The 18,757-nt window shown below is 61.8% G+C and carries 14 protein-coding genes and 1 tRNA gene; 10 read left to right on the top strand and 5 right to left on the bottom strand.

Annotation, left to right across the window (positions count from 1 at the left end; genetic code table 11):
• Positions 1-120: 120 nt before the first annotated feature.
• The 4 genes from UP10_RS08525 (at position 121) to UP10_RS08540 (ending at position 6,431) form a co-directional block, all read left to right on the top strand.
• Entirely contained in the window at positions 121-1,620 is a 1,500-nt protein-coding gene (locus UP10_RS08525; protein WP_063775367.1) for a carboxylesterase/lipase family protein, read from the top strand.
• Between the two features lie 1,225 nt (positions 1,621-2,845).
• On the top strand, positions 2,846-3,526 hold the full coding sequence (locus UP10_RS08530) for a hypothetical protein (RefSeq protein WP_044586914.1): 681 nt from the start codon (positions 2,846-2,848) through the stop codon (positions 3,524-3,526).
• Positions 3,523-4,722: an AAA family ATPase gene (locus tag UP10_RS08535; RefSeq protein WP_050043597.1), complete on the top strand. Its 1,200-nt coding sequence runs from the start codon at positions 3,523-3,525 to the stop codon at positions 4,720-4,722. The genes UP10_RS08530 and UP10_RS08535 overlap by 4 nt, the downstream gene beginning before the upstream one ends.
• Before the next feature lie 524 nt (positions 4,723-5,246).
• Positions 5,247-6,431 (top strand): GNAT family N-acetyltransferase, encoded by a 1,185-nt coding sequence (locus UP10_RS08540; protein WP_156179709.1) that lies wholly within the window; start codon positions 5,247-5,249, stop codon positions 6,429-6,431.
• 101 nt (positions 6,432-6,532) lie between these two features.
• Here UP10_RS08540 and UP10_RS08545 read toward each other — a convergent pair whose 3' ends face one another.
• The 3 genes from UP10_RS08545 to UP10_RS08555 all read right to left on the bottom strand — a co-directional run bounded on the left by UP10_RS08545 (position 6,533) and on the right by UP10_RS08555 (position 9,194).
• Complete coding sequence (locus tag UP10_RS08545) at positions 6,533-6,820, bottom strand: hypothetical protein (RefSeq protein ID WP_044586916.1); 288 nt, start codon at positions 6,818-6,820, stop codon at positions 6,533-6,535.
• A gap of 786 nt (positions 6,821-7,606) precedes the next feature.
• Positions 7,607-7,682 (bottom strand) — tRNA-Ile (locus tag UP10_RS08550).
• Positions 7,683-8,225: 543 nt separating this feature from the next.
• On the bottom strand, positions 8,226-9,194 hold the full coding sequence (locus tag UP10_RS08555; RefSeq protein WP_044587198.1) for a Bug family tripartite tricarboxylate transporter substrate binding protein: 969 nt from the start codon (positions 9,192-9,194) through the stop codon (positions 8,226-8,228).
• 128 nt (positions 9,195-9,322) lie between these two features.
• Here UP10_RS08555 and UP10_RS08560 point away from each other — a divergent pair, with 128 nt between their 5' ends.
• The gene (locus UP10_RS08560; protein ID WP_044586917.1) at positions 9,323-10,291 is read left to right on the top strand and encodes a TAXI family TRAP transporter solute-binding subunit; all 969 of its coding nucleotides are present in this window, start codon (positions 9,323-9,325) and stop codon (positions 10,289-10,291) included.
• 125 nt (positions 10,292-10,416) lie between these two features.
• Here the strand turns inward: UP10_RS08560 and UP10_RS08565 are convergent, their stop codons facing one another.
• Positions 10,417-11,628 (bottom strand): ABC transporter substrate-binding protein, encoded by a 1,212-nt coding sequence (locus UP10_RS08565; RefSeq protein ID WP_044586918.1) that lies wholly within the window; start codon positions 11,626-11,628, stop codon positions 10,417-10,419.
• A gap of 187 nt (positions 11,629-11,815) precedes the next feature.
• Here UP10_RS08565 and UP10_RS08570 point away from each other — a divergent pair, with 187 nt between their 5' ends.
• The 5 genes from UP10_RS08570 to UP10_RS08590 all read left to right on the top strand — a co-directional run bounded on the left by UP10_RS08570 (position 11,816) and on the right by UP10_RS08590 (position 18,067).
• Positions 11,816-12,928 (top strand): molybdopterin-binding protein, encoded by a 1,113-nt coding sequence (locus tag UP10_RS08570; protein ID WP_044586919.1) that lies wholly within the window; start codon positions 11,816-11,818, stop codon positions 12,926-12,928.
• Positions 12,929-12,937: 9 nt separating this feature from the next.
• Positions 12,938-14,914 (top strand): molybdopterin biosynthesis protein, encoded by a 1,977-nt coding sequence (locus tag UP10_RS08575; RefSeq protein WP_044586920.1) that lies wholly within the window; start codon positions 12,938-12,940, stop codon positions 14,912-14,914.
• Positions 14,915-15,029: 115 nt separating this feature from the next.
• A complete protein-coding gene (gene mobB, locus UP10_RS08580) occupies positions 15,030-15,557 on the top strand; it encodes a molybdopterin-guanine dinucleotide biosynthesis protein B (protein WP_044586921.1) in 528 nt (175 codons plus the stop codon).
• A 406-nt stretch (positions 15,558-15,963) separates the two neighbouring features.
• Positions 15,964-17,619 (top strand): OFA family MFS transporter, encoded by a 1,656-nt coding sequence (locus UP10_RS08585; protein ID WP_044586922.1) that lies wholly within the window; start codon positions 15,964-15,966, stop codon positions 17,617-17,619.
• A 193-nt stretch (positions 17,620-17,812) separates the two neighbouring features.
• Complete coding sequence (locus UP10_RS08590; protein ID WP_044586923.1) at positions 17,813-18,067, top strand: hypothetical protein; 255 nt, start codon at positions 17,813-17,815, stop codon at positions 18,065-18,067.
• A 31-nt stretch (positions 18,068-18,098) separates the two neighbouring features.
• Here UP10_RS08590 and UP10_RS08595 read toward each other — a convergent pair whose 3' ends face one another.
• The gene (locus UP10_RS08595; protein WP_156179711.1) at positions 18,099-18,719 is read right to left on the bottom strand and encodes a hypothetical protein; all 621 of its coding nucleotides are present in this window, start codon (positions 18,717-18,719) and stop codon (positions 18,099-18,101) included.
• Positions 18,720-18,757 lie beyond the last annotated feature (38 nt).

The raw sequence follows: 18,757 nt of genomic DNA on the forward strand, positions 1-18,757 counted from the left end.
CCGCGAAGGACAGACTGTTTAGAATTTCCTCAAGGATCGAGGTTCAAGCCGTCGCCGACAGTGGAACGTTCGATGTGCTGAGCGGCGCCCGGGCCATGAACCTGATACGGTGGAGTCGTCATGCGCCGTCCCTGCTGTTTCCTCGTGTTTGTAACCGGCGCCTCGTTGATGTTCGGTGCCAGGCTGCATGCCCAGGGGGAGCGGTTCGTCTTCGCCCTCACGCAGGAAGGGCAAGTGCTTGGAATAGCCGATTCCGACATCGCCAGGTTCATGGGCATCCCGTACGCGGCCCCGCCGATCGGGGCGGCGCGTTGGCGCGCACCGGCCAAGGCCCCCGAGCGCACGGAGATCCTCACCGCAGACAAGTTCGGCCCGGCCTGCCCGCAAGGATCGCCGCAGGCTTTCGAAGCTCCAGCTGGCAACTCCGAGGATTGCCTGACCATCAACGTCTTCACGCCCGCACGCATGGACGAGCGACTTCCTGTCATGGTGTGGATCCACGGCGGCGGGCTCGTCTCCGGGACTGCAGCAGATCCGCTTTACGACGGATCCGCGCTGGCGCGAGACGGGCTGACCGTCGTCACATTCGACTATCGCCTGGGAGCATTGGGCTGGCTGGCCGGCGGAAGCTTGTCGAAGGACGACGAGGACGACGGCATCGGCAATTACGGCATGAAGGACCAGATCGCGGCCTTGCGCTGGGTTCACGACAACATCAACGCCTTCGGCGGAGATCCCGACAACGTCACGATCTTCGGCTCGTCATCCGGCGCGACCGCGGTCGCAAGGCTGATGGCCTCGCGGCGCGCAACGGGACTGTTCCAGAAGGCGATCATTCAGTCCGCGTCATTCCGGGAGCTTGCGCGCGATCGCAACGCCGCAGAGAGCGCGGTACAGGCATTCGCGCAGGCGCTCGGCGTCAGCCAGGTCGAGATGCGGCAATCGGAACTGCAAAAAATTCTCGCCGTGCAGGGGAAGCTGGCGGAGGATCCCGCCCTGCGGTCCGCTTATACGATCGATGGCGCCTATGTGGACGAACAGCTCCAGGATGCGATCACTGCGGGCCACGAGCAGCACGTTCCCTTGTTGATCGGCAGCAACGGGTTTCCGTACGCGCCTGATACGCAGAGCATGCCCGCCGCGCTGCTGCAGCAGCTGTTGCCAATGACGAGCGGGCTCACTCCCGATTTCCCCGGGCAGAAGGACACGCCTGCACGACTCCGGACGGACTGGATGTTCACTGAACCGGTGCGATTTGTGGCGCGCAAGCACGCCGAGCGAGGCTCTGCCACCTACAGATATCTGTTCGACTACGTCCCGGACCGGGCTGAACCGCCCGAAGAAGGCGAGGAAGGACAGGAAGTGCGATTCGTCTTCGGCACACTCGGCGTTCGCTCCGGACCGTATAGCCAGAGGGATCGTGAGGTCTCGAACACGATGCGCACCTACTGGACCAACTTCGCAAGATATGGCGATCCAAACGGCGCGGACTTGCCGGCGTGGCGCCCGCAGTCCGAGCGGGACGAACTGCTGCTGATCTCCAACTCCGGAGTAACGTGCGGGCCCGATCCGATGAAGGAGCGGCTGGATCTGATCGAGCGAGTTGGCTCGCGGCGTTGAGGCGAAGGTGGGGCTGCTTAGGCGTAGGTTGCCGAGCCGTAGCCCGCGTGCCGTGCAACCCGCCTTCGCCCTTTGGGTTTCGGCGTGGCAGCCTTCACTCGCTGCGCGAGCGAAAGCTGGTGGGCCCGGCAGGACTCGAACCTGCAACCAGACCGTTATGAGCGGGAAGGGGAGCCCGGACGATGCTGAAAACACAGATGAATTCGGAGACGGTTGGTAGCGTTTGTTCGCGTTTGGTTGCGTTATAGCGTTGGTTTAAAGTTGGTTGGGCGCGCGCCCCGCAATGTCCCGGTGTTGAAGTGGAGCCCCTTACCGCTAAGATCGATGCCGTCATTTCGACCTGATCGATATGCCCACCGGCGCGTTGCAAACCCATTTCTGGCCGGTGGTCTTCTTTTCAGCGAGGCCGCGCGTTGCGAACGTCTTTAAGACGAGCCAGAACGTCTAGCGCAGACCTTATATGGAAGATTCATGAGCGACTGCTATCGTTCGAGGACTTCCCGCAACAAGGCCAAATTGCACTGGCAATCGTACCAACCTCCAAGCCGGGAGGGTGGACTATCATCTTAGGTAAGACCAGACACCTGCATGCTCCTATTTGGCAGGAACGTATCAAGCAGATCGAAGCTGAGCTTCGGACTCACTACGATCTGACGCAGTAATTCTCGCGGAGCGATCGGCCGAGACGGCCGCCGCGTACAGGTATAACGCATTTACAACCCTGCTCCTCCGGTCCGCATCGTCAGCGGCACACAGGGCTGGGAGTTCAGCACTACGTAGCGCTCAATCGTCCGAAATTCGTCAACAAGAATACCGGCACCGATCACGGCCCGGGTTATTTGACGTGATCAAAACGAGCCGGAATTACCCGGCAACTCAAAAGTAGAAATATGATCGACAACAATAAACAGAATTGCACCGAAAGTCTTAGCGGTAGTCTCACACGAACCGCGAATTGGCGGCGAGGATTGGATGCAAGATGCAACGATCCAAGAAACGGAAGGGCCGCCGGTCTCCTTGTTCGGTTGGCCGGTGAAATGAACAGTCTGACCGACCATGCTTGGTCGGAGCTACGACCGTTCTACAATTGGTCTTCACCAACTTGGAGCGAAGCTGTTAGCGCAGCGGCGCGGAAGGTCGGATTCCACAACGTCAATACTTTTACTGCATTTACAGAAACTCTAGTCGGCATTTTGTCCGAACAGAACCCGGCCACCTAACTTAAATGCTTGAGGAGAGTATTAGTGAAAGACGTTTTATGGAATCGCTTTGTAATGTCGACGACACGCTGCCCCTGCCCGATGAAGTCGCGCAAGAGTTCTCTGACAAGGTCGGTGATGGTTTGACTGCAGTTGCGTGGCTTGCCGACCACGGGATTGACACCGCCCCCGAACACATTGCCCTCATTCAGTACGGCACGGTCCGGAATCCCGACACCGGCAGATATCGGTTTGTGATTTACGGGCCGGATCACGTCGGGCCGAAATATCCAGCCGAACTCGCTATTCCGATCATTGAGAACGGCGAGATTCTTGATTTGCTCGTTATCAGCGACGAAATGTCCTTCGATCGCATCACGTGCCGTGCTCCGTGGTTGGGCCGTGAAAATCTCGCAGCCCCGGTGGTACGGCTGCACGCCCATCCGATGGATTGGCTTGAAGCTGGCTGTACCGGCGCTTGTCATATCGAGCCGATCAGCCGCAAGGCGCTCAAGGAACTCTCACAGGCCGCGACAATCGAATGCAACTGTATTCACACCGTACTTGAAGCGTGGTCATGGGGCTTTTCGGACGATGACGACGAGCTAGCGCGGTTTGTTATCGATGGCTCGCCATTCTCGATTCGCTCATACTTCGAAGACGAAGTTAGGTGGCGCACGGCATATCTCGCGCGGGCCTTGTCATGAAGCACAATCTGAAAGACGTTTTCCAGGAAGGTACGGACTTCGTTGAAAAAACGGTCGCTAGCATTGTTGTCGGGGCCGAAAAGATCAAGGCTGCGAACGACAACAGGCCGAAGATTCTCCAGTTACAAGTAAAGGCCGATCTGATAGAACGCTTCCAGATCACATGGTTTGACGACGTAGACAAATCGCCGGCCAAGGACGAAATAGTCAAGGGCCTCATCGGTGCAGGCGAATTCTCTGCATGGGTTGCAAAACCTGGAACGGCCAAAAGCGTACTTCTGTGTGATATCGGCTGTCACATCGCTGCCGGTCTAGATTGGCACGGTCGCGAGGTCAAACCTGGCTTGGTGATCTTCTTTGCCGGCGAACGAAAATCGCTTACCGAACGCCGCATTGCAGCGTGGGGCAAGAAGCACGGTCTGTCGGGTATTCCATTTGCCGTAGTTGGCGGCAAGCTCGATATGACCGGTATTGTCAACGCCAAGACGCTGGCTATGACCATCAAGCAATGCGAGGAGAAAAGCGGCCTGCCCTGCCATCTTGTGATCTTGGACACCGTTACGCGGACGTTCGGCGCTGGTGACCAAAACAATTCGAAGGATATGCAGCGCTACATCGGATCAGTCGATCAACTAACGAGAGCTACCGGCGCGCACGTCGCTGCCATCCACCATTCGGGATGGGAAGGCGATCGAGGCAAAGGGGCAATCGACCTAGATGGCGCCATTGACGTGTCTTACGGCGTTAGTGTGAATGGCGCCGGACTGGCCAAGGTATTCACCCTAAAATGCACCGGGGCCAACGATAGCGACGAAGGCGACATAACGTCGTTCCGGCTCGACTCGGTTGAACTCGGCATGGACGCGGATGGCAACGTGACCACGGCTCCGGTGGTGGTTCAGGTCGATGGGGCTAAGCATGACGGCACCAACCTCAAGGGCACTACCGGCAAGGCGCTAGACTCGTTGAAGCTGGCCATTCAAGAGCACGGGGAAACGCCGCCAGAGGGCTCGGCAGGCTTTCCTGACGGCATTGTAACCGCCACCCGCGAACAATGGCGGGTGCCGTTCTCCGCCGCCACCAAGGCTAAGGAGCCCGACATTAGGGAAGATGCTCTGAAGCGCCGCTTCAATCGGGCTGTTCTGGACCTCACGTCAACCAAGGAAATCGAAACCGTGGGGGAATGGTTCTGGTAGCGGGACAAAATTGATTGTCCGAGGACATTTCTAATTTGTCCCCGGACCATCCTAGCGGGACAACCGGGACACCCCCTTTAGGGTGTCCCGGTGTCCCGGTGGTTTAGAGCTTTAGAAGCGCTGGCTTAACACTAGTCGCACTCCGCAGAAGGGTGGTGGCAAGACGGACCAATGTCTGGTTTCCGGGTTGGACCGGAACTCGTGACCGCCCGGTCGGAATGACGCGAATGACAACAAAGCAGATATCTCAGTTAGCTCGCGATACCGCCTCCCGCCGCGCCTATAAGCGTGTTCCAGCACTACGCTGCCTTCCGCCGCACCAGTGCCAACGCCACGAAGGATGGTATCTGTCGTATCATATCAGCAGTTCCCGATAGGAGCGCTTGGGCACCGCGACAGATTGCGGGCATGACGGGGGCCCTTCGGCAGACCGCTGTATTGTTGAGCGAGCTTGTCGAAGTCTTAGCCAGCGTACTTAGCTTGGGGCCGATCGACATTTTGGCGACAATTTGACGCAGCGCTTGGTGTCAACTTTCCAGATTAATATTACGGCCGTGCGCAGCAATTTCTACAAAAATCAAAAGCTAACCGTCGAGCGCCTATCGCATCCCGAAGCTCTGTCGAGAATTGCTGGTGAATGGGGGCTTCTCGATCGGCAGACCTGGCCGAGCATGCCATTCACGTCTGCGGCCTGGATCGTCCCGTGGTGGAAGCACTTTCGCCGCAACACGGCTCTCGTCCGCGACGAGTTATTTTTCCACATAGTGCGCGACGGCAATGGCGAACTTGTAGCGCTGGTTCCCCTGATGAGAACCTTCGCGCCTGCCATTGGGCCTCGGGCGTTGCGGATTCTTCAATTTTTTGGCACGGATGCAGCCTTAACCGAGGTCCGAGGCGTAATCTGCCGGCCGGAAGATCATGTGCCGGTAGTTAAGGCGGTAGCTGCACACTTCGTCGCTGCGTGCGGCGATTGGGACGTGTTTCGCTGGGCGGGCTTACACCGTACGGTTGATGAATACGATCAGCCCGGTTTGAACTGCAAATTCTTGATGAGAGGTGAGCTGCCGGATTATCTCATCAAGTTAGACGGAAGTTGGGATGATTTGCGCCAGCGGGTTTCCGCAAATATGCGGAAGAACTTACGCAAGGCGTATGATTCTCTTGAGCGCGGCGGAATCAATTTCGCATTGCGTGTGACGGAGCGGCATGAAGACGTCGCTGCTGCCTTTGCACGCTTTGTTGAGCTACATACCGCACGTGCTCAGGCACCGGATATGATTTTGCATCCAAACAAGTTTGGGCCATCAAATGTGCGTGCATTCTTCGGCGCTTATCTACACGCGGCTGCAGAACGAGGTGAACTGCGCATTTTCGAGCTGGAGATTGGTGGTGTAGCCGTAGCAAGCCGACTCACATTTCTGATTGAATCTGACCTCTATATGTACTTTGCAGGGTACGATCCTGCCTGGAAGACCCACAGCGTAATGACCGTGCTAATGGCCGAAATCATAAAATGGGCCTACGCGCACGGAATCGAACAAGTAAATCTCTCGACCGGTCACGATCAATCGAAGGTTCGCTGGAAACCTTGTGAGATTTTGTTTCGCGAGGCCGTACAAGTCTCACCGACACGGAGGGCTTGGGCTGCCTTCCAATTGTTTCGGGCCTACGAGGGGTGGGGGAGGCTTAGGATCAGGTGGAAACCTTGAGATAGCTATAGGCTCATGGCGCTGCGGCACCCTGAGCGTAGATCGAAAACGGATCAGCAGATGTGGCCCTAGCAGGCGGTACTTGCACCGCCTAAGCGGAGCTAGCTCGCCTCATTAACAAAGCTCAGCGTGGCGTCGATGGCCTGTCCCCAAAGATCGTCTGAAGCTTCGTGGTTTTCTTTAAGGCTTCGCACAAGCTCCGTGACGGCAGCAGTTGAGGCATCGGCAAGTTTGTCACCCAACGGCTCGTTGCGCCTCGCCTCTAAAAACGGCGTCAGCGCTTCTACCGCCTCGGCAGGCGGGAGGCTTCTCGCACCGTGAAGTATCTTAAGAGCATGGGATGCTGAGCTTATATCCCCGTCGTCTCGCTTATCCATCTGGATCACCATCGACCGCACAACCGGCCCGCGGAAGCTGAGTGCATCGACAAGTTAACTAAGAGGCCCTTTGTTCCAGACAGGGCGGGCAGGCGTCGTCATTCTTTCACCGGCTGAGCCACTGTTTGCTGACGAGCCGAACTAGGCCGCATCATCTTCACAGCATACGAACGCTTACTGGACGAGGCCGCGCAGCGCCTCACAGTGACTGCAGGCATAGGGGCACTTGATCTTCCAGGACCAGTTGTCGCTTTGGGTTGGTAATGAAAACGTTATTGACTTTATGTTCAGCGCGCTAGCCAACCTTGATGCTTGGGTGCCGAAACCGGGAAAACTATATCGAGAGAAATGGCGCGACGCTGTAGAGCCAGACCTAGCTGAGGCGTCGCGCAATCGAGCGAAGATAGAACGCTATAACGCCGAATATCCCGAAGAGGATAATCCAGAACACACGATGTACCCACCCGGCTCGCGCAATTCATCGCCAATTTTTGTCCACACCGAACAATCCACACAGCGAATTTGCGGAATTCTTACGCGCGGCCACTCCACACACCCTGCGACACACCGCAGCCCGTGGCTGATGCAGCGTGGAGCGCCTATGTGGGAGGCAGCGGGCTTCCTGGGTATGAGCGGGAAGACCCTACGGGATACTTATGGCCATCATCATCCGGACCACCTGCGCGGTGCCGCTGAGGCGATCGGCTCGCGGCCAGTCCCGAAAAAGGTAGCGTTGGTTGTTTCGTTGGTTGAGGAAAAAGCGAAGCGGGCAGGGGTATCGCAACCCACTGAAAATATTGGTGGGCCCGGCAGGACTCGAACCTGCAACCAGACCGTTATGAGCGGCCGGCTCTAACCATTGAGCTACAGGCCCCGCCGCCTGCGGGCCGCGTGGGGCGGCCGGCAACGGTGCGGGCTCCGTTTACAGGGTGAGGGGTGATCCGGCAATGGCGCTGCCGGCCCCGGACCCGACTGGCCAACGCCCGCCGGCTTGAGGCCTGCCAAAGGGTCATGGAGGCCATTCGGACAGCCAATTCTGCCTGCGCCGAAAATCGAATTTTCCAATGATCTCAAGATGATTTGGGTGGTCCAGTCCTCTCGCTAAATTATTCTGCTTTTCCTGGAGGCCAAATCAGATGTTCGATTCCGTCCATCCCACCCGAATGAGGGCAGGGCCATCGCATATGGCTACGGCCACGTCCCACCCCGCGGGCGTTTGCGCGATTTCGGAATAATGGAATAATGGAGCTGAGTTGCCCGACGTGTCAAGTGGTCATGTCGAACGCCGGCAGCCGTCGGCTACTTTGCATGGGGTTGTTTTCAATATCTTGGCAGTGCGCCCCTGCGGAGTCAGGCTACGACGGTGGTGGGTGTGGCATGTCCAGCGACACATGACGCAGGCGAACGATGTGCGACCCTAGTCCACCGAGACCCCCGCGAACTCCACCACCTTCCGCCACTTCTCGGTCTCATCGGCGACGAGCTTGCCGAATTCGGCCGGCGTCATCGGTTTCGGAATGCCGCCGACTTCCGAAAGTCGTGCCAGGAGTTTGGGGTCCTTCAACGCCTCGCCGACGGCCTTGTTGAGGACATCAACGATCTCCGGCGGCGTGCCTTTTGGCGCGGAGATGCCGTAGAAGCCGACCGACTCGAAGCCCGGCACCGTCTCGGCGATCGCGGGCACGTCGGGCACGCCGGGCCAGCGCTGCGGCGAGGTGACGCCGAGCGCGCGGACGCTGCCGCCGCGCGACTGCTCCAGCGCCGAGGGAAGATTGTCGAAGATCAGCTGCACCTTGTTGGAGATGATGTCGGGGAAGGCGATGGCAGATCCCCGATAGGGCACGTGCTGCATGTCGCACTTGGTCATCGCCTTGAACAATTCGGCCGACATGTGCACCGAGGTGCCGTTGCCGGACGACGCGTAGGCGATCTTGCCCGGATTGGCCTTGCAGTAATCGATGAGCTCCTGGACGGTTGTCACCGGCATCGCGTTGGCGACGACCAGCATGTTGGTGAGCTGCATGATGCTCGCGACCGGCGTGGTGTCGCGCATGAAGTCGTAGGGCAGCTTCTTGTAGAGCGAGGCCGAGATCGCGTTGTTGGGCGCGACGAACAGCAGCGTGTAGCCGTCCGCCGGCGAGTTGATCGCGGCGGCGGCGGCGATATTGCCGCCGGAGCCGGCGCGGTTCTCGACCACGAATTGCTGGCCGAGACGATCTGACAGCCACTGGCTCATGATGCGCGCGACGATGTCGACCGGGCCGCCGGGGGCAAAGCCGATCAGCCAGCGCACCGGGCGGTTCGGATAGTCGGCCGCGGACGAGGGTGCAACCGACGTGAAACAGCAGACCAAACCAATCAGCGCAGCACGGACCAACCGGAACATCGTCTCTCCCATCATTTTCTTGCGTCATTTTCTTGTGACTGTTGCCCGTAATGGTTTCACAAAACGTCGGCTTTGCCTACGACCACCCTCGTGCGACGATAGTCTGCCCTGCGGGAGTGCAACTTGAGATGAAATTCGCTGTTATGATTTGCGCAGGTGCGTTGCTGTTTGCGGGTGGCGCGGCGGCACAAGAGGGGAGCAAGACCATTTCCAAAACCACGATCCATTTCGCCACGGCGACGCCGGGCGGCGGCTTTCCGCTCTATGGCAACGCCTTCGCCGAAGCCATGAACGCGGCCGATCCGACGCTGTCGATCGAGCCGCGCAACACCAAAGGGTCCAACGAGAACATTCCGCTGCTCGAGGCTGATAGCGTCGATATCGCGACCGTTGCGGGTGAGCCGTCCTACGAGGCCTTCATGGGCATCGGCCGCGCGCCTGCAACCAAGCTGAAGATCCTCACCGCGATGTATTCAAGCCCGGGCATGTTCGTAGTCCGCGCCGACAGCCCCTACAAGACGATCCACGACCTGGTCGGTCAGCCGGTTGCTTTCGGCGCCAAGGGCTCGGGCCTGCCAATTCTCTCGCGCTACATCCTCGACGGTATCGGGCTGAAGCAGGACGAGGACTTCAAGTCGATCTATCTCGATCGCGCCGGCGATGGCCCTGTCATGGTCGAGGACGGCCGCGCCGCCGCGTTGTGGGGCGCCGGCATCGGTTGGCCCGGTTTCACCAAGATGGCCGAGAGTGCGACCGGTGCGCGCTTCATTGCGCCTGATACTGACGAGATCGCACGGATCCGCGCCAAGCATACCTTCCTGAAGCCGCTGACGATCGCCGCGAACAGTTATCCGAAGCAGACCGAGGCGATCGCCTCGGTCGGCTCCTGGAGCTACATCCTGGTGCGCGCAAGCCTGCCCGACGATGTCGCCTACCGGTTGGCGAAAACGCTGCACGGAATTGAAGCCGATTTCTGCAAGAAGCTCGCGCAGGCCTGCGAAACCACAGCGGCGAACACCGTCGCCGCCGCGCCTGACGTCAACCTGATCCACCCCGGCGTACTCAGATATTTCCGCGAGATCGGTGTGGTGAAGTGACCTTTGTATGGAGGCGCTCGCGTCTCCATACAAAGGTCATTCCGGGATGGTCCGAAGGACCAGACCCGGAATCTCGAGATTCCGGGTTCGCGCTTTGCGCGCCCCGGAATGACGACCTTCGGTCGTCACTTCTTCACCATCGCGCAGGCCGGGTCCGGCGGGCCGAACGCGTCGTCGCCGGAAATCTTCGCGAGGATCTTGTAATAGTCCCACGGATATTTCGACTCGGCCGGCGTCTTGACCTGCACCAGCCATAGGTCGTGGACCATCAAATTGTCCTCGCGCAGTTTGCCGTTGCGGGCGAAGAAATCCTCGACCGGCTTCTCGCGCATTTTGGCCGCGACCTTCAGCGGCTCGTCGGTGCCGCTCTCCTTGATGGCGGTCAGATAGGCCATCACCGAGGAATAGACGCCGGCCTGCCACATCGTCGGCATCCGGTTCATCTTGGCGAAATAGCGCTTCGACCATTCGCGGGTCTTGTCGTCCATGTCCCAGTAGAACGAGGTGGTCAGCAACAGCCCCTGCGCGGCCGACAGCCCGATCGAGTGGACGTCGGTGATCAATGCCAGCAGCGCGGCCATCTGTTGCCCGCCGCTCATGATGCCGAACTCGCCGGCGGTCTTGATCTCGTTGGTGTTGTTCGGCGGCCCGCCGGCAATACCGATGATCTTGGCCTTCGAGGCCTGCGCCTGCAGGATGAAGGACGACAGATCCGGCGTCGCAAACGGCGGCCGCACGGCCCCCAGCACCTTGCCGCCGTTCTTCGTCACCACGGCGGAGGCGTCCTTCTCCAAGGAGTGGCCGAACGCGTAGTCGTCGGTGATGAAGAACCAGCTGTCGCCGCCGCGTTTCACCACCTCCTGCGCGGTGCCGACGGCGAGCGCGCGGGTGTCGAACACCCATTGCATCGCGTAGGGCGAGCAGAACTTGCCGTGGAAATCGGTCGCGCCGGTCGAATGGGTGATGAACAGCTTCTTCTTCTCATTGGCGATGTTCTGCACCGCGAGCCCGACCGCGGACACCGGCACGTCGACGATCAGATCGACCTGGTCGACGTCATACCAGCGCCGCGCGATGCCGGCGCCGATGTCGGGCTTGAGCTGGTGGTCGCCGACGATCACGGTGATTGGCTTGCCCAGCACCGTGCCGCCGAAATCGTCGACCGCCATCTGTGCTGCGGTGACGGACCCCTGTCCGGTCGGGGTCGAAGCCGGGCCGTTCATGTCGGTCAGCACGCCGATCTTGACCACATCGTCGGACACCTGCGCCAACGCGGCCGACGAGGCCAGCAGCGCGGCCGCGAGCGTCCCACACATGGATAGTCGTCTGGCGATCATTCCGTTTCCCTCCCTGGATTGGCGCATTGGCCCATTATTGCTTGTGCCGGGCCCTCCGGACCCGGTCATATTGGTTTCTTTTGCAACCATTTTGGGGTCCACGTCAACGCGTCTTCGGTCTAATGGCGCCGCCCGGGGAAGGCTTCGGGGGAGTTTATTTCGCATCCGATTCAGTCCATAGCGGGTCATGACGACAGCTCAACGCCTGCCGGTTTCGCTCACTCCACTCGAGGCGGCGCTGGACGCCGTGCTGCGCGGACTCGTGCCGGTGGCGCCGCGCGAATTGCCGCTGGCTGAGGCCCTGCACAGCATCGCGGCTGAGATGCCGGCCTTGCGCGCGCAACCGCCGCGCGATGTCGCGGTTAGCGACGGTTGGGCGATGTGCGCCAACGATCTGGTCGGTGCGTCCTCCTACGCGCCATTGCCGCTGGGCGAGCCTCCGGTCTGGGTCGAGGCGGGTGAGGCGATGCCCGACGGCGCCGATTGCGTGGTCGATGCCGATGTGGTCGACGGCTCCAGTCCGATTGTACAAGTGCTCGGCGAGGCGATCCCGGGGCAGGGTGTGCGACGCGCCGGCAGCGATATTGCCGGTGGGCGGGCGGTGATGGAGGCAGGACAGCCCGTGCTGCCGCGCGACCTCCTGCTGTTGCGCGCGGCTGGGTTGGACAGGCTGAACGTGCGGCGGTCGCGGCTTCGCGTCGTCAATATTCCCGGCGGTCAGGTGTCGGCGCAGTTCGTCGCAGCGGCCGCGCGTATGGCCGGCGCCGAAATCGTGTGCACTGAGGCAGCGGGCCGCGATGTAGCGGCGATCACAGCCGCACTCGATCCGCACGCTTGCGATCTGCTGATCACGATCGGCGGCAGCGGCGTCGGCCGCACCGATGCGGCGGTGACGGCGCTTGCCGGGCGCGGCGAGGTGCTGGCGCATGGCATTGCGTTGCAGCCCGGCCGCACCGCGGCCGTCGGTCGGATCGGCACCACGCCAGTCGTCGCATTGCCGGGAGCACCGGATCAGGCCTTCGCCGCATGGTGCACCATTGCGATTCCCGTGCTCGATCGGCTGTCCGGACGGCGCCCGCGCGAGACGCTCGGATTGCCGCTGGCGCGCAAGGTCGCATCCAGCGTCGGCGTCGCCGAGATCGTGCTGCTCGCGCGTCAGCAGGACGCCTGGCTGCCACTGGCGATCGGCGACCTCTCGCTCGATGCGATCGCACGTGCCGAAGCCTGGCTGGTTGTATCAGGCGCCGCCGAAGGTTTTGCAGCGGGCACGTCCGTCGATGCCTATATGTTGCGGGAGTGAGTGCCTGAAATGACCGACACGCCCGCGCCGAATCCGAGGCCATCCGTCGATCAGGACCAGTTCCTGACCATCCTCTCCCGCGAGGAGGCGCTGGCGCGCTTCGAGGCCGCCCTGTTTCCCCGCGCGGTGCCGCGCGAGTTGCGGGCACTCGCCGATACGCTCGGCTGCGCGCTGGCGGAAGACGTGGTCGCACCGATCGATGTGCCGCCGTTCGATCGCTCCAATGTCGACGGCTTTGCCGTGCGCTCCGCCGATCTCGCGGCCGCTGGCGAAGCGGCGCCGGTGCGGCTGGTGCTGAACGACGAGACGATCGCTTGCGGCACTTCGCCGACCCGGCCGGTGCTGTCGGGAACCGCAACACCGATCGCAACTGGCGGCCCGCTGCCGCGTGGCGCCGATGCCGTCGTGATGGTCGAGCACACCCAGCCTGCAGGTGATCGCGCGATCGAGGTGCGGCGCGCCACCTCGCCCGGACAATTCGTGTCCTATGCCGGTTCGGACATCGCGCGCGGCGAGGCGCTGCTGCGTGCAGGCACCGTGATCGGCTCGCGTGAGATCGGCATGCTGGCGGCCTGCGGCATCGCCAGCGTTCAGGTGGCGCGGCGGCCGCGGGTCGCGATCCTCTCGACCGGTGACGAACTGGTGCAGCCGGGCCTGCCATTGCGGCCGTCCGCGATCTACGACACCAATGGCGCGATCGTCACGGCGGCGATTGCTGAAAATGGCGGCGAAGCGGCGTTCCGCGGCGCGATCGCGGACGATGAGGCTGAGCTCGAGGCCGCTATGCGCAACGCGCTGGCCGAGAGCGACTTGCTGGTGTTGTCGGGCGGTACATCGAAAGGCGCCGGCGACGTCTCGCACCGGATCATCGCCCGGCTCGGCGAGCCCGGCATCATCGCCCATGGCGTGGCGCTGAAACCGGGCAAGCCGCTGTGCCTTGCGGTCTGCGACGGCAAGCCGGTGGTGATCCTGCCGGGATTTCCGACCTCGGCGATGTTCACCTTCCACGACGTGATCGTGCCTGTGCTGCGCCGGATGGCCGGCCTGCCGCCGCGCTCGGATGCCAAGGTGAATGCAAAGGTGGCGGTGCGGATCGCCTCCGAGCTCGGCCGCACCGAGTTCGTGATGGTGTCGCTGGTCGAGGGTGTCGGGGGCCTGATCGCCTATCCCACCGGCAAGGGCTCCGGCGCGATCACGTCGTTTGCGCAGGCCGACGGTTTCCTGAAGATCGATGCGCTCGCCGACCAGATGCCGGCGGGCAGCGATGCCGAGGTGACGCTGTTCACGCCACATGTGCGGGTGCCCGATCTCGTGATCGTCGGCAGCCATTGCACCGGGCTCGACCTCGTCACCGCGCCGCTGGCCCGCGCCGGCCTTGCGGTGCGTTCGATCGCGGTCGGCAGCCTTGGCGGGCTGGCGGCGGCCAAGCGCGGCGAATGCGATCTGGCGCCGATCCATCTGTTCGACAACAAGACCGAGACCTACAACACGCCGTATCTTGCCGACGGCCTCGAGCTCGTGCCCGGCTGGCGGCGCATGCAGGGCATCGTGTTCCGCGAGGGCGACAGGCGCTTTGCAGGCTTGAGCGCGCAAGCGGCGGTGCGCGCCGCGCTCGCCGATCCCGCCTGCATCATGGTCAACCGCAACCAGGGCGCCGGCACGCGTATCCTGATCGATCGGCTGCTCGCGGGCGCGCGGCCGGACGGCTACTGGAATCAGCCGCGCTCGCACAACGCGGTGGCGGCCGCCGTGGCGCAGCATCGGGCCGATTGGGGCATGACCATCGCACCAGTCGCCGATGCGTCCGGGCTCGGTTTCATTCCACTCGCCGAAGAGTATTACGATTTCGCGCTGGTGACGGCGCGCAAGCAGCGGCCGGCGGTGCAGGCCTTTCTCGACGCGCTGGCGTCGGACGAAAGCCGTGCCGCGCTGGAGAAGGCGGGCTTCAGGCCGGCAGCGCCGGACGGAGGGCCGCTCGCGGCATGACACGGGCTGCCAGCCGATATAAGCATGCTGGGGGCCGGGTGAAACAACGGCCTGCTTCGTCGCTTCGCGTCGCAGTGACGGAGCAACCAAGGGTTCCTGAGCGGAAATGGACAGAATGAAAGTGATTGGCCTCGCGGGATGGAGCGGTGCCGGCAAGACCACCTTGCTGTCGCGGGTGATCCCCTATCTGCTTGGCCGCGGCTTGCGTGTCTCCGTCATCAAGCATGCCCACCACGATTTCGACGTCGACGTGCCCGGCAAGGATTCCTGGGTGCACCGGCAGTCCGGCGCGACCGAGGTGCTGGTGTCCTCGACGCGGCGCTGGGCCTTGATGCACGAGCTGCGCGGGGCGAGCGAGCCGCAACTGCCGGAGCTGCTCGGCAAGATGGCGCGGGTCCATCTGGTCGTGGTCGAGGGCTTCAAGCGCGAGCCGATCAACAAGATCGAGGTGCATCGCGCGGCCAATGGCAAGCCGCTGCTGTTTCCCGACGACGCGAGCGTGGTCGGGATCGCCAGCGATGTCCCGGTCGAAACCACGCTGCCGGTGGCTCACCTCGACGGCATCGAGGACGTGGCGGCATTGATGCTGCGGTTTGCGATTCCGGTCGACGATGTGCTGGGGAGGGGTGCCGCCGATAGCTGACGAGGCGGGTTTTTCCCGATCGAGAAGGCGAATGGAGCGATAGACAAGTCAAATGCTGCATCGCCGCGTACGGGTTAATTGCGGCCTGATATCTACCTTTTGCCTATCGACACCTGTTCTCCAATTCTGCACGAATTGATAATCTCCACTGGGTTGTGGAGATGGAGTCGTGCCTGGACAACGGCACGTGGGTGGCTGAGGCAAGCCTCCTTCCAGATCGGGCCGCACGGCCGGGGGCATATCCGGACGCGTCGGGGGTTAAAATTCCGGAATGCGCATGGCTGGTCCCGGCGCATGCAAGGGATTGTGCGGAACGACCGCGTCATGGTTGTGCCGCAACGGGGCTGAGACGGGATCGAAGACGGCAGATGCGCCAGACGCAACGGCGGCTGCATGGGAGGTTTCAATGGCCACGATGAGCAGCGCCGGAACGGTATCCGGGGTAGGCGCAGGTTTCCTCGACAAGGAACGGACGATCGCGACCGCCGGCTTCAACCGTTGGCTGGTGCCGCCCGCGGCGCTGTGCATCCATCTGTGCATCGGCATGTCCTACGGGCTGAGCGTGTTCTGGCTGCCGCTGTCGCGCGCGATCGGCCTCGACAAGCCGGCCGCTTGTCAGAACCCGTCGGTGATCGGTGACCTCTTCACGACCACCTGCGACTGGCAGGTCACCAATCTCCTGATCATCTTCACGATCGGCATCGTCATGCTCGGCCTCTCGGCCGCACTGTTCGGCGGCTGGCTCGAGCGCGCAGGTCCGCGCAAGGCAGGCTTCGTCGCGGCGCTGTGCTGGTCCGGCGCCTTCGCGATCTCCGCGTTCGGCGTCTACATCCACCAGCTCTGGCTTTTGTGGATCGGCCTCGGCCTGATCGGCGGCGTCGGCCTCGGCCTCGGCTACATCTCGCCGGTGTCGACGCTGGTAAAGTGGTTCCCCGACCGGCGTGGCATGGCGACCGGCATGGCGATCATGGGTTTTGGTGGCGGCGCGATGATCGGCTCGCCGCTCGCCAACCTCCTCATCAACTATTTCAAGACACCGACCTCGATCGGCGTCTGGCAGACCTTTCTGGCGATGGCGATCATCTATTTCGTGTTCATGATGATCGGCGCGTTCGGCTATCGCGTGCCGCCCGCCGGGTGGCGTCCCGACGGCTGGACGCCGCCCGCGGCGACCAACCGCATGATCAGCTCGGCCAATGTCCATCTCGACAACGCGCACAAGACACCGCAGTTCTGGCTGATCTGGATGGTGCTCTGCATGAACGTGTCGGCGGGCATCGGCGTGCTGGCGATGGCCTCGCCGATGCTGCAGGAGATTTTCGGCGGCTCGCTGATCGGCAAGGCGGAGGTCGGCTTCGCCGCGCTGGACGCCGGGCAGAAGGTGGCGATCGCGACGATCGCAGCCGGCTTCGTCGGCCTGCTGTCACTGTTCAACATTGGCGGCCGTTTCTTCTGGGCGTCGCTGTCGGACAAGATCGGCCGCAAGGCCACCTACTATACGTTCTTCATCCTCGGCATCGCGCTCTATGCGCTGGCGCCGAGCTTTGCTCATATGGGGTCGCGGGCTCTGTTCGTCGGAGCCTTCTGCATCATCCTGACCATGTATGGCGGCGGCTTCGCCACCATCCCGGCCTACCTCGCCGACATCTTCGGTACCCAGTTCGTCGGCGCCATCCACGGCCGTCTGCTGACGGCGTGGTCGACGGCCGGCGTCGTCGGTCCGTTGCTGGTCGGCTATATCAGGGATGCGCAGCTTCAGGCGGGGATCGAGCGCGCGCTGGTCTATGACCGTACCATGTACATCCTGGCGGGCCTGCTGGTCGTCGGCCTAATCTGCAATTTGCGGATCCGCCCGGTCGAGTCCAAATGGCACATGAGCGAGGCCGAAGTCGCCAAGCTGCAAGCCGAGACGGCGAGTGCGGCGGCGTCCGGTCCCAGCGGATCGTTCGGCATCGGCAAGGGCGGCTTCGACACCAAGGCGCTGCTGTTCTGGGCCTTTGTCGCGGTTCCGCTGGCCTGGGGCGTCTACAAGACGCTGGAGAGCGCAGTCAAGATTTTCTGATCGTCGTCAACCAAAGCGCGATGCGATCAGCATCGCGCTTTGGTGCGCTGTTTGAGAACAAACCTTCTCGGAAAACCGCTTCACACCTTTGCCGATCAATGCTCGAATCGCCATGGCGCGCCGCAGCTCGGCGTTCCGACGCTGACGCGTCACGCGCCATTACGACATCAATTCAAGACACAGGGGAATTTTCATGATTCGTATCGGCACTCTTCTGATAGCGGCCACGCTCGTAGTCGGGCTGCCGGCCGCATCGGCCCAGACCAGCGCGGCGCCCGAGGCCAAGCCATCGCGTATGAAGCTGACGATGGAGAAGCTGAAGGACATGAAGGCCAAGTGGATTGCCAACAGGCCAAAGCTGAAGGCGTGCCGCACCGAGGTGAAGGCCAAGGGACTGCACGGCGATGACCGCTGGTTCTACATCGAGGATTGCATGAGCAAGACGTGAGTCTCCGGATTCGCTTCGCCCTGGTTCACGATCAGTCCGGGACGGTCACTGACCAGACGCCGTTCTGGTAGCGCAGCGACGCGGTATCTGCTGCAGTCAGGTCGACTTCGAAGGCGTTGACCTTGGCCAACATCTCCTGGCTCAGCATCGTGCCGGAAACGATCTGCTGCTGAAACCAGACCCGGACCACGTCGACCGGGGTGAGCAACACCAAGCCGGCTCCGACGGCGTCGCGTTCCACATAGATCGGTAGCGACCGTTGTACGCCGTCGGGGCCCGCCGACGATCCCTCCAGGCCGGGGTAAATGGGGCCGTAGGTGTTCGAGAACGCGATGAATCTGGACGGGCTGGCGTCTGCCGCCGGCTTCACGACGCCCGCGGCGTCGATGCTGGCGATGGCTTGCTTGATGAGCCCGACGTCGACGATATTGGTCTCGATGGCAACCTCAGCGCCCGCGGTGAAGAAATTGGTACCGAACAGCCTGTAATTCGGAAGCCATGAGAAGCGGGTCGACGGCAAATAGTTGGAAATGGATTGGCAGACGACGGAGTAGATGCCGTTGGTCTTTTGCGCAAAGCACAGATTGTATTTGCCTGATTTCAGGGAATGGTAGTCGGTCGGGTCGATCTTGATCTGAACGAGTTTCGCCATCACGGGCTCCTTGGCCGAACGATTTGGGCCGCCATATT

This window comes from Bradyrhizobium sp. LTSPM299, from assembly GCF_000938235.1.
GTDB lineage: Bacteria > Pseudomonadota > Alphaproteobacteria > Rhizobiales > Xanthobacteraceae > Bradyrhizobium.

Excerpts from the sequence above, each read along its gene's own strand:
- UP10_RS08525 (WP_063775367.1), top strand. The coding sequence starts at position 121 with ATGCGCCGTCCCTGCTGTTTCCTCGTGTTTGTAACCGGCGCCTCGTTG.
- UP10_RS08530 (WP_044586914.1), top strand. The coding sequence starts at position 2,846 with ATGCTTGAGGAGAGTATTAGTGAAAGACGTTTTATGGAATCGCTTTGT.
- UP10_RS08535 (WP_050043597.1), top strand. The coding sequence starts at position 3,523 with ATGAAGCACAATCTGAAAGACGTTTTCCAGGAAGGTACGGACTTCGTT.
- UP10_RS08545 (WP_044586916.1), bottom strand. The coding sequence starts at position 6,820 with ATGGTGATCCAGATGGATAAGCGAGACGACGGGGATATAAGCTCAGCA.
- UP10_RS08555 (WP_044587198.1), bottom strand. The coding sequence starts at position 9,194 with ATGTTCCGGTTGGTCCGTGCTGCGCTGATTGGTTTGGTCTGCTGTTTC.
- UP10_RS08560 (WP_044586917.1), top strand. The coding sequence starts at position 9,323 with ATGAAATTCGCTGTTATGATTTGCGCAGGTGCGTTGCTGTTTGCGGGT.
- UP10_RS08565 (WP_044586918.1), bottom strand. The coding sequence starts at position 11,628 with ATGATCGCCAGACGACTATCCATGTGTGGGACGCTCGCGGCCGCGCTG.
- UP10_RS08570 (WP_044586919.1), top strand. The coding sequence starts at position 11,816 with ATGACGACAGCTCAACGCCTGCCGGTTTCGCTCACTCCACTCGAGGCG.
- UP10_RS08575 (WP_044586920.1), top strand. The coding sequence starts at position 12,938 with ATGACCGACACGCCCGCGCCGAATCCGAGGCCATCCGTCGATCAGGAC.
- mobB (WP_044586921.1), top strand. The coding sequence starts at position 15,030 with ATGAAAGTGATTGGCCTCGCGGGATGGAGCGGTGCCGGCAAGACCACC.
- UP10_RS08585 (WP_044586922.1), top strand. The coding sequence starts at position 15,964 with ATGGCCACGATGAGCAGCGCCGGAACGGTATCCGGGGTAGGCGCAGGT.
- UP10_RS08590 (WP_044586923.1), top strand. The coding sequence starts at position 17,813 with ATGATTCGTATCGGCACTCTTCTGATAGCGGCCACGCTCGTAGTCGGG.
- UP10_RS08595 (WP_156179711.1), bottom strand. The coding sequence starts at position 18,719 with ATGGCGAAACTCGTTCAGATCAAGATCGACCCGACCGACTACCATTCC.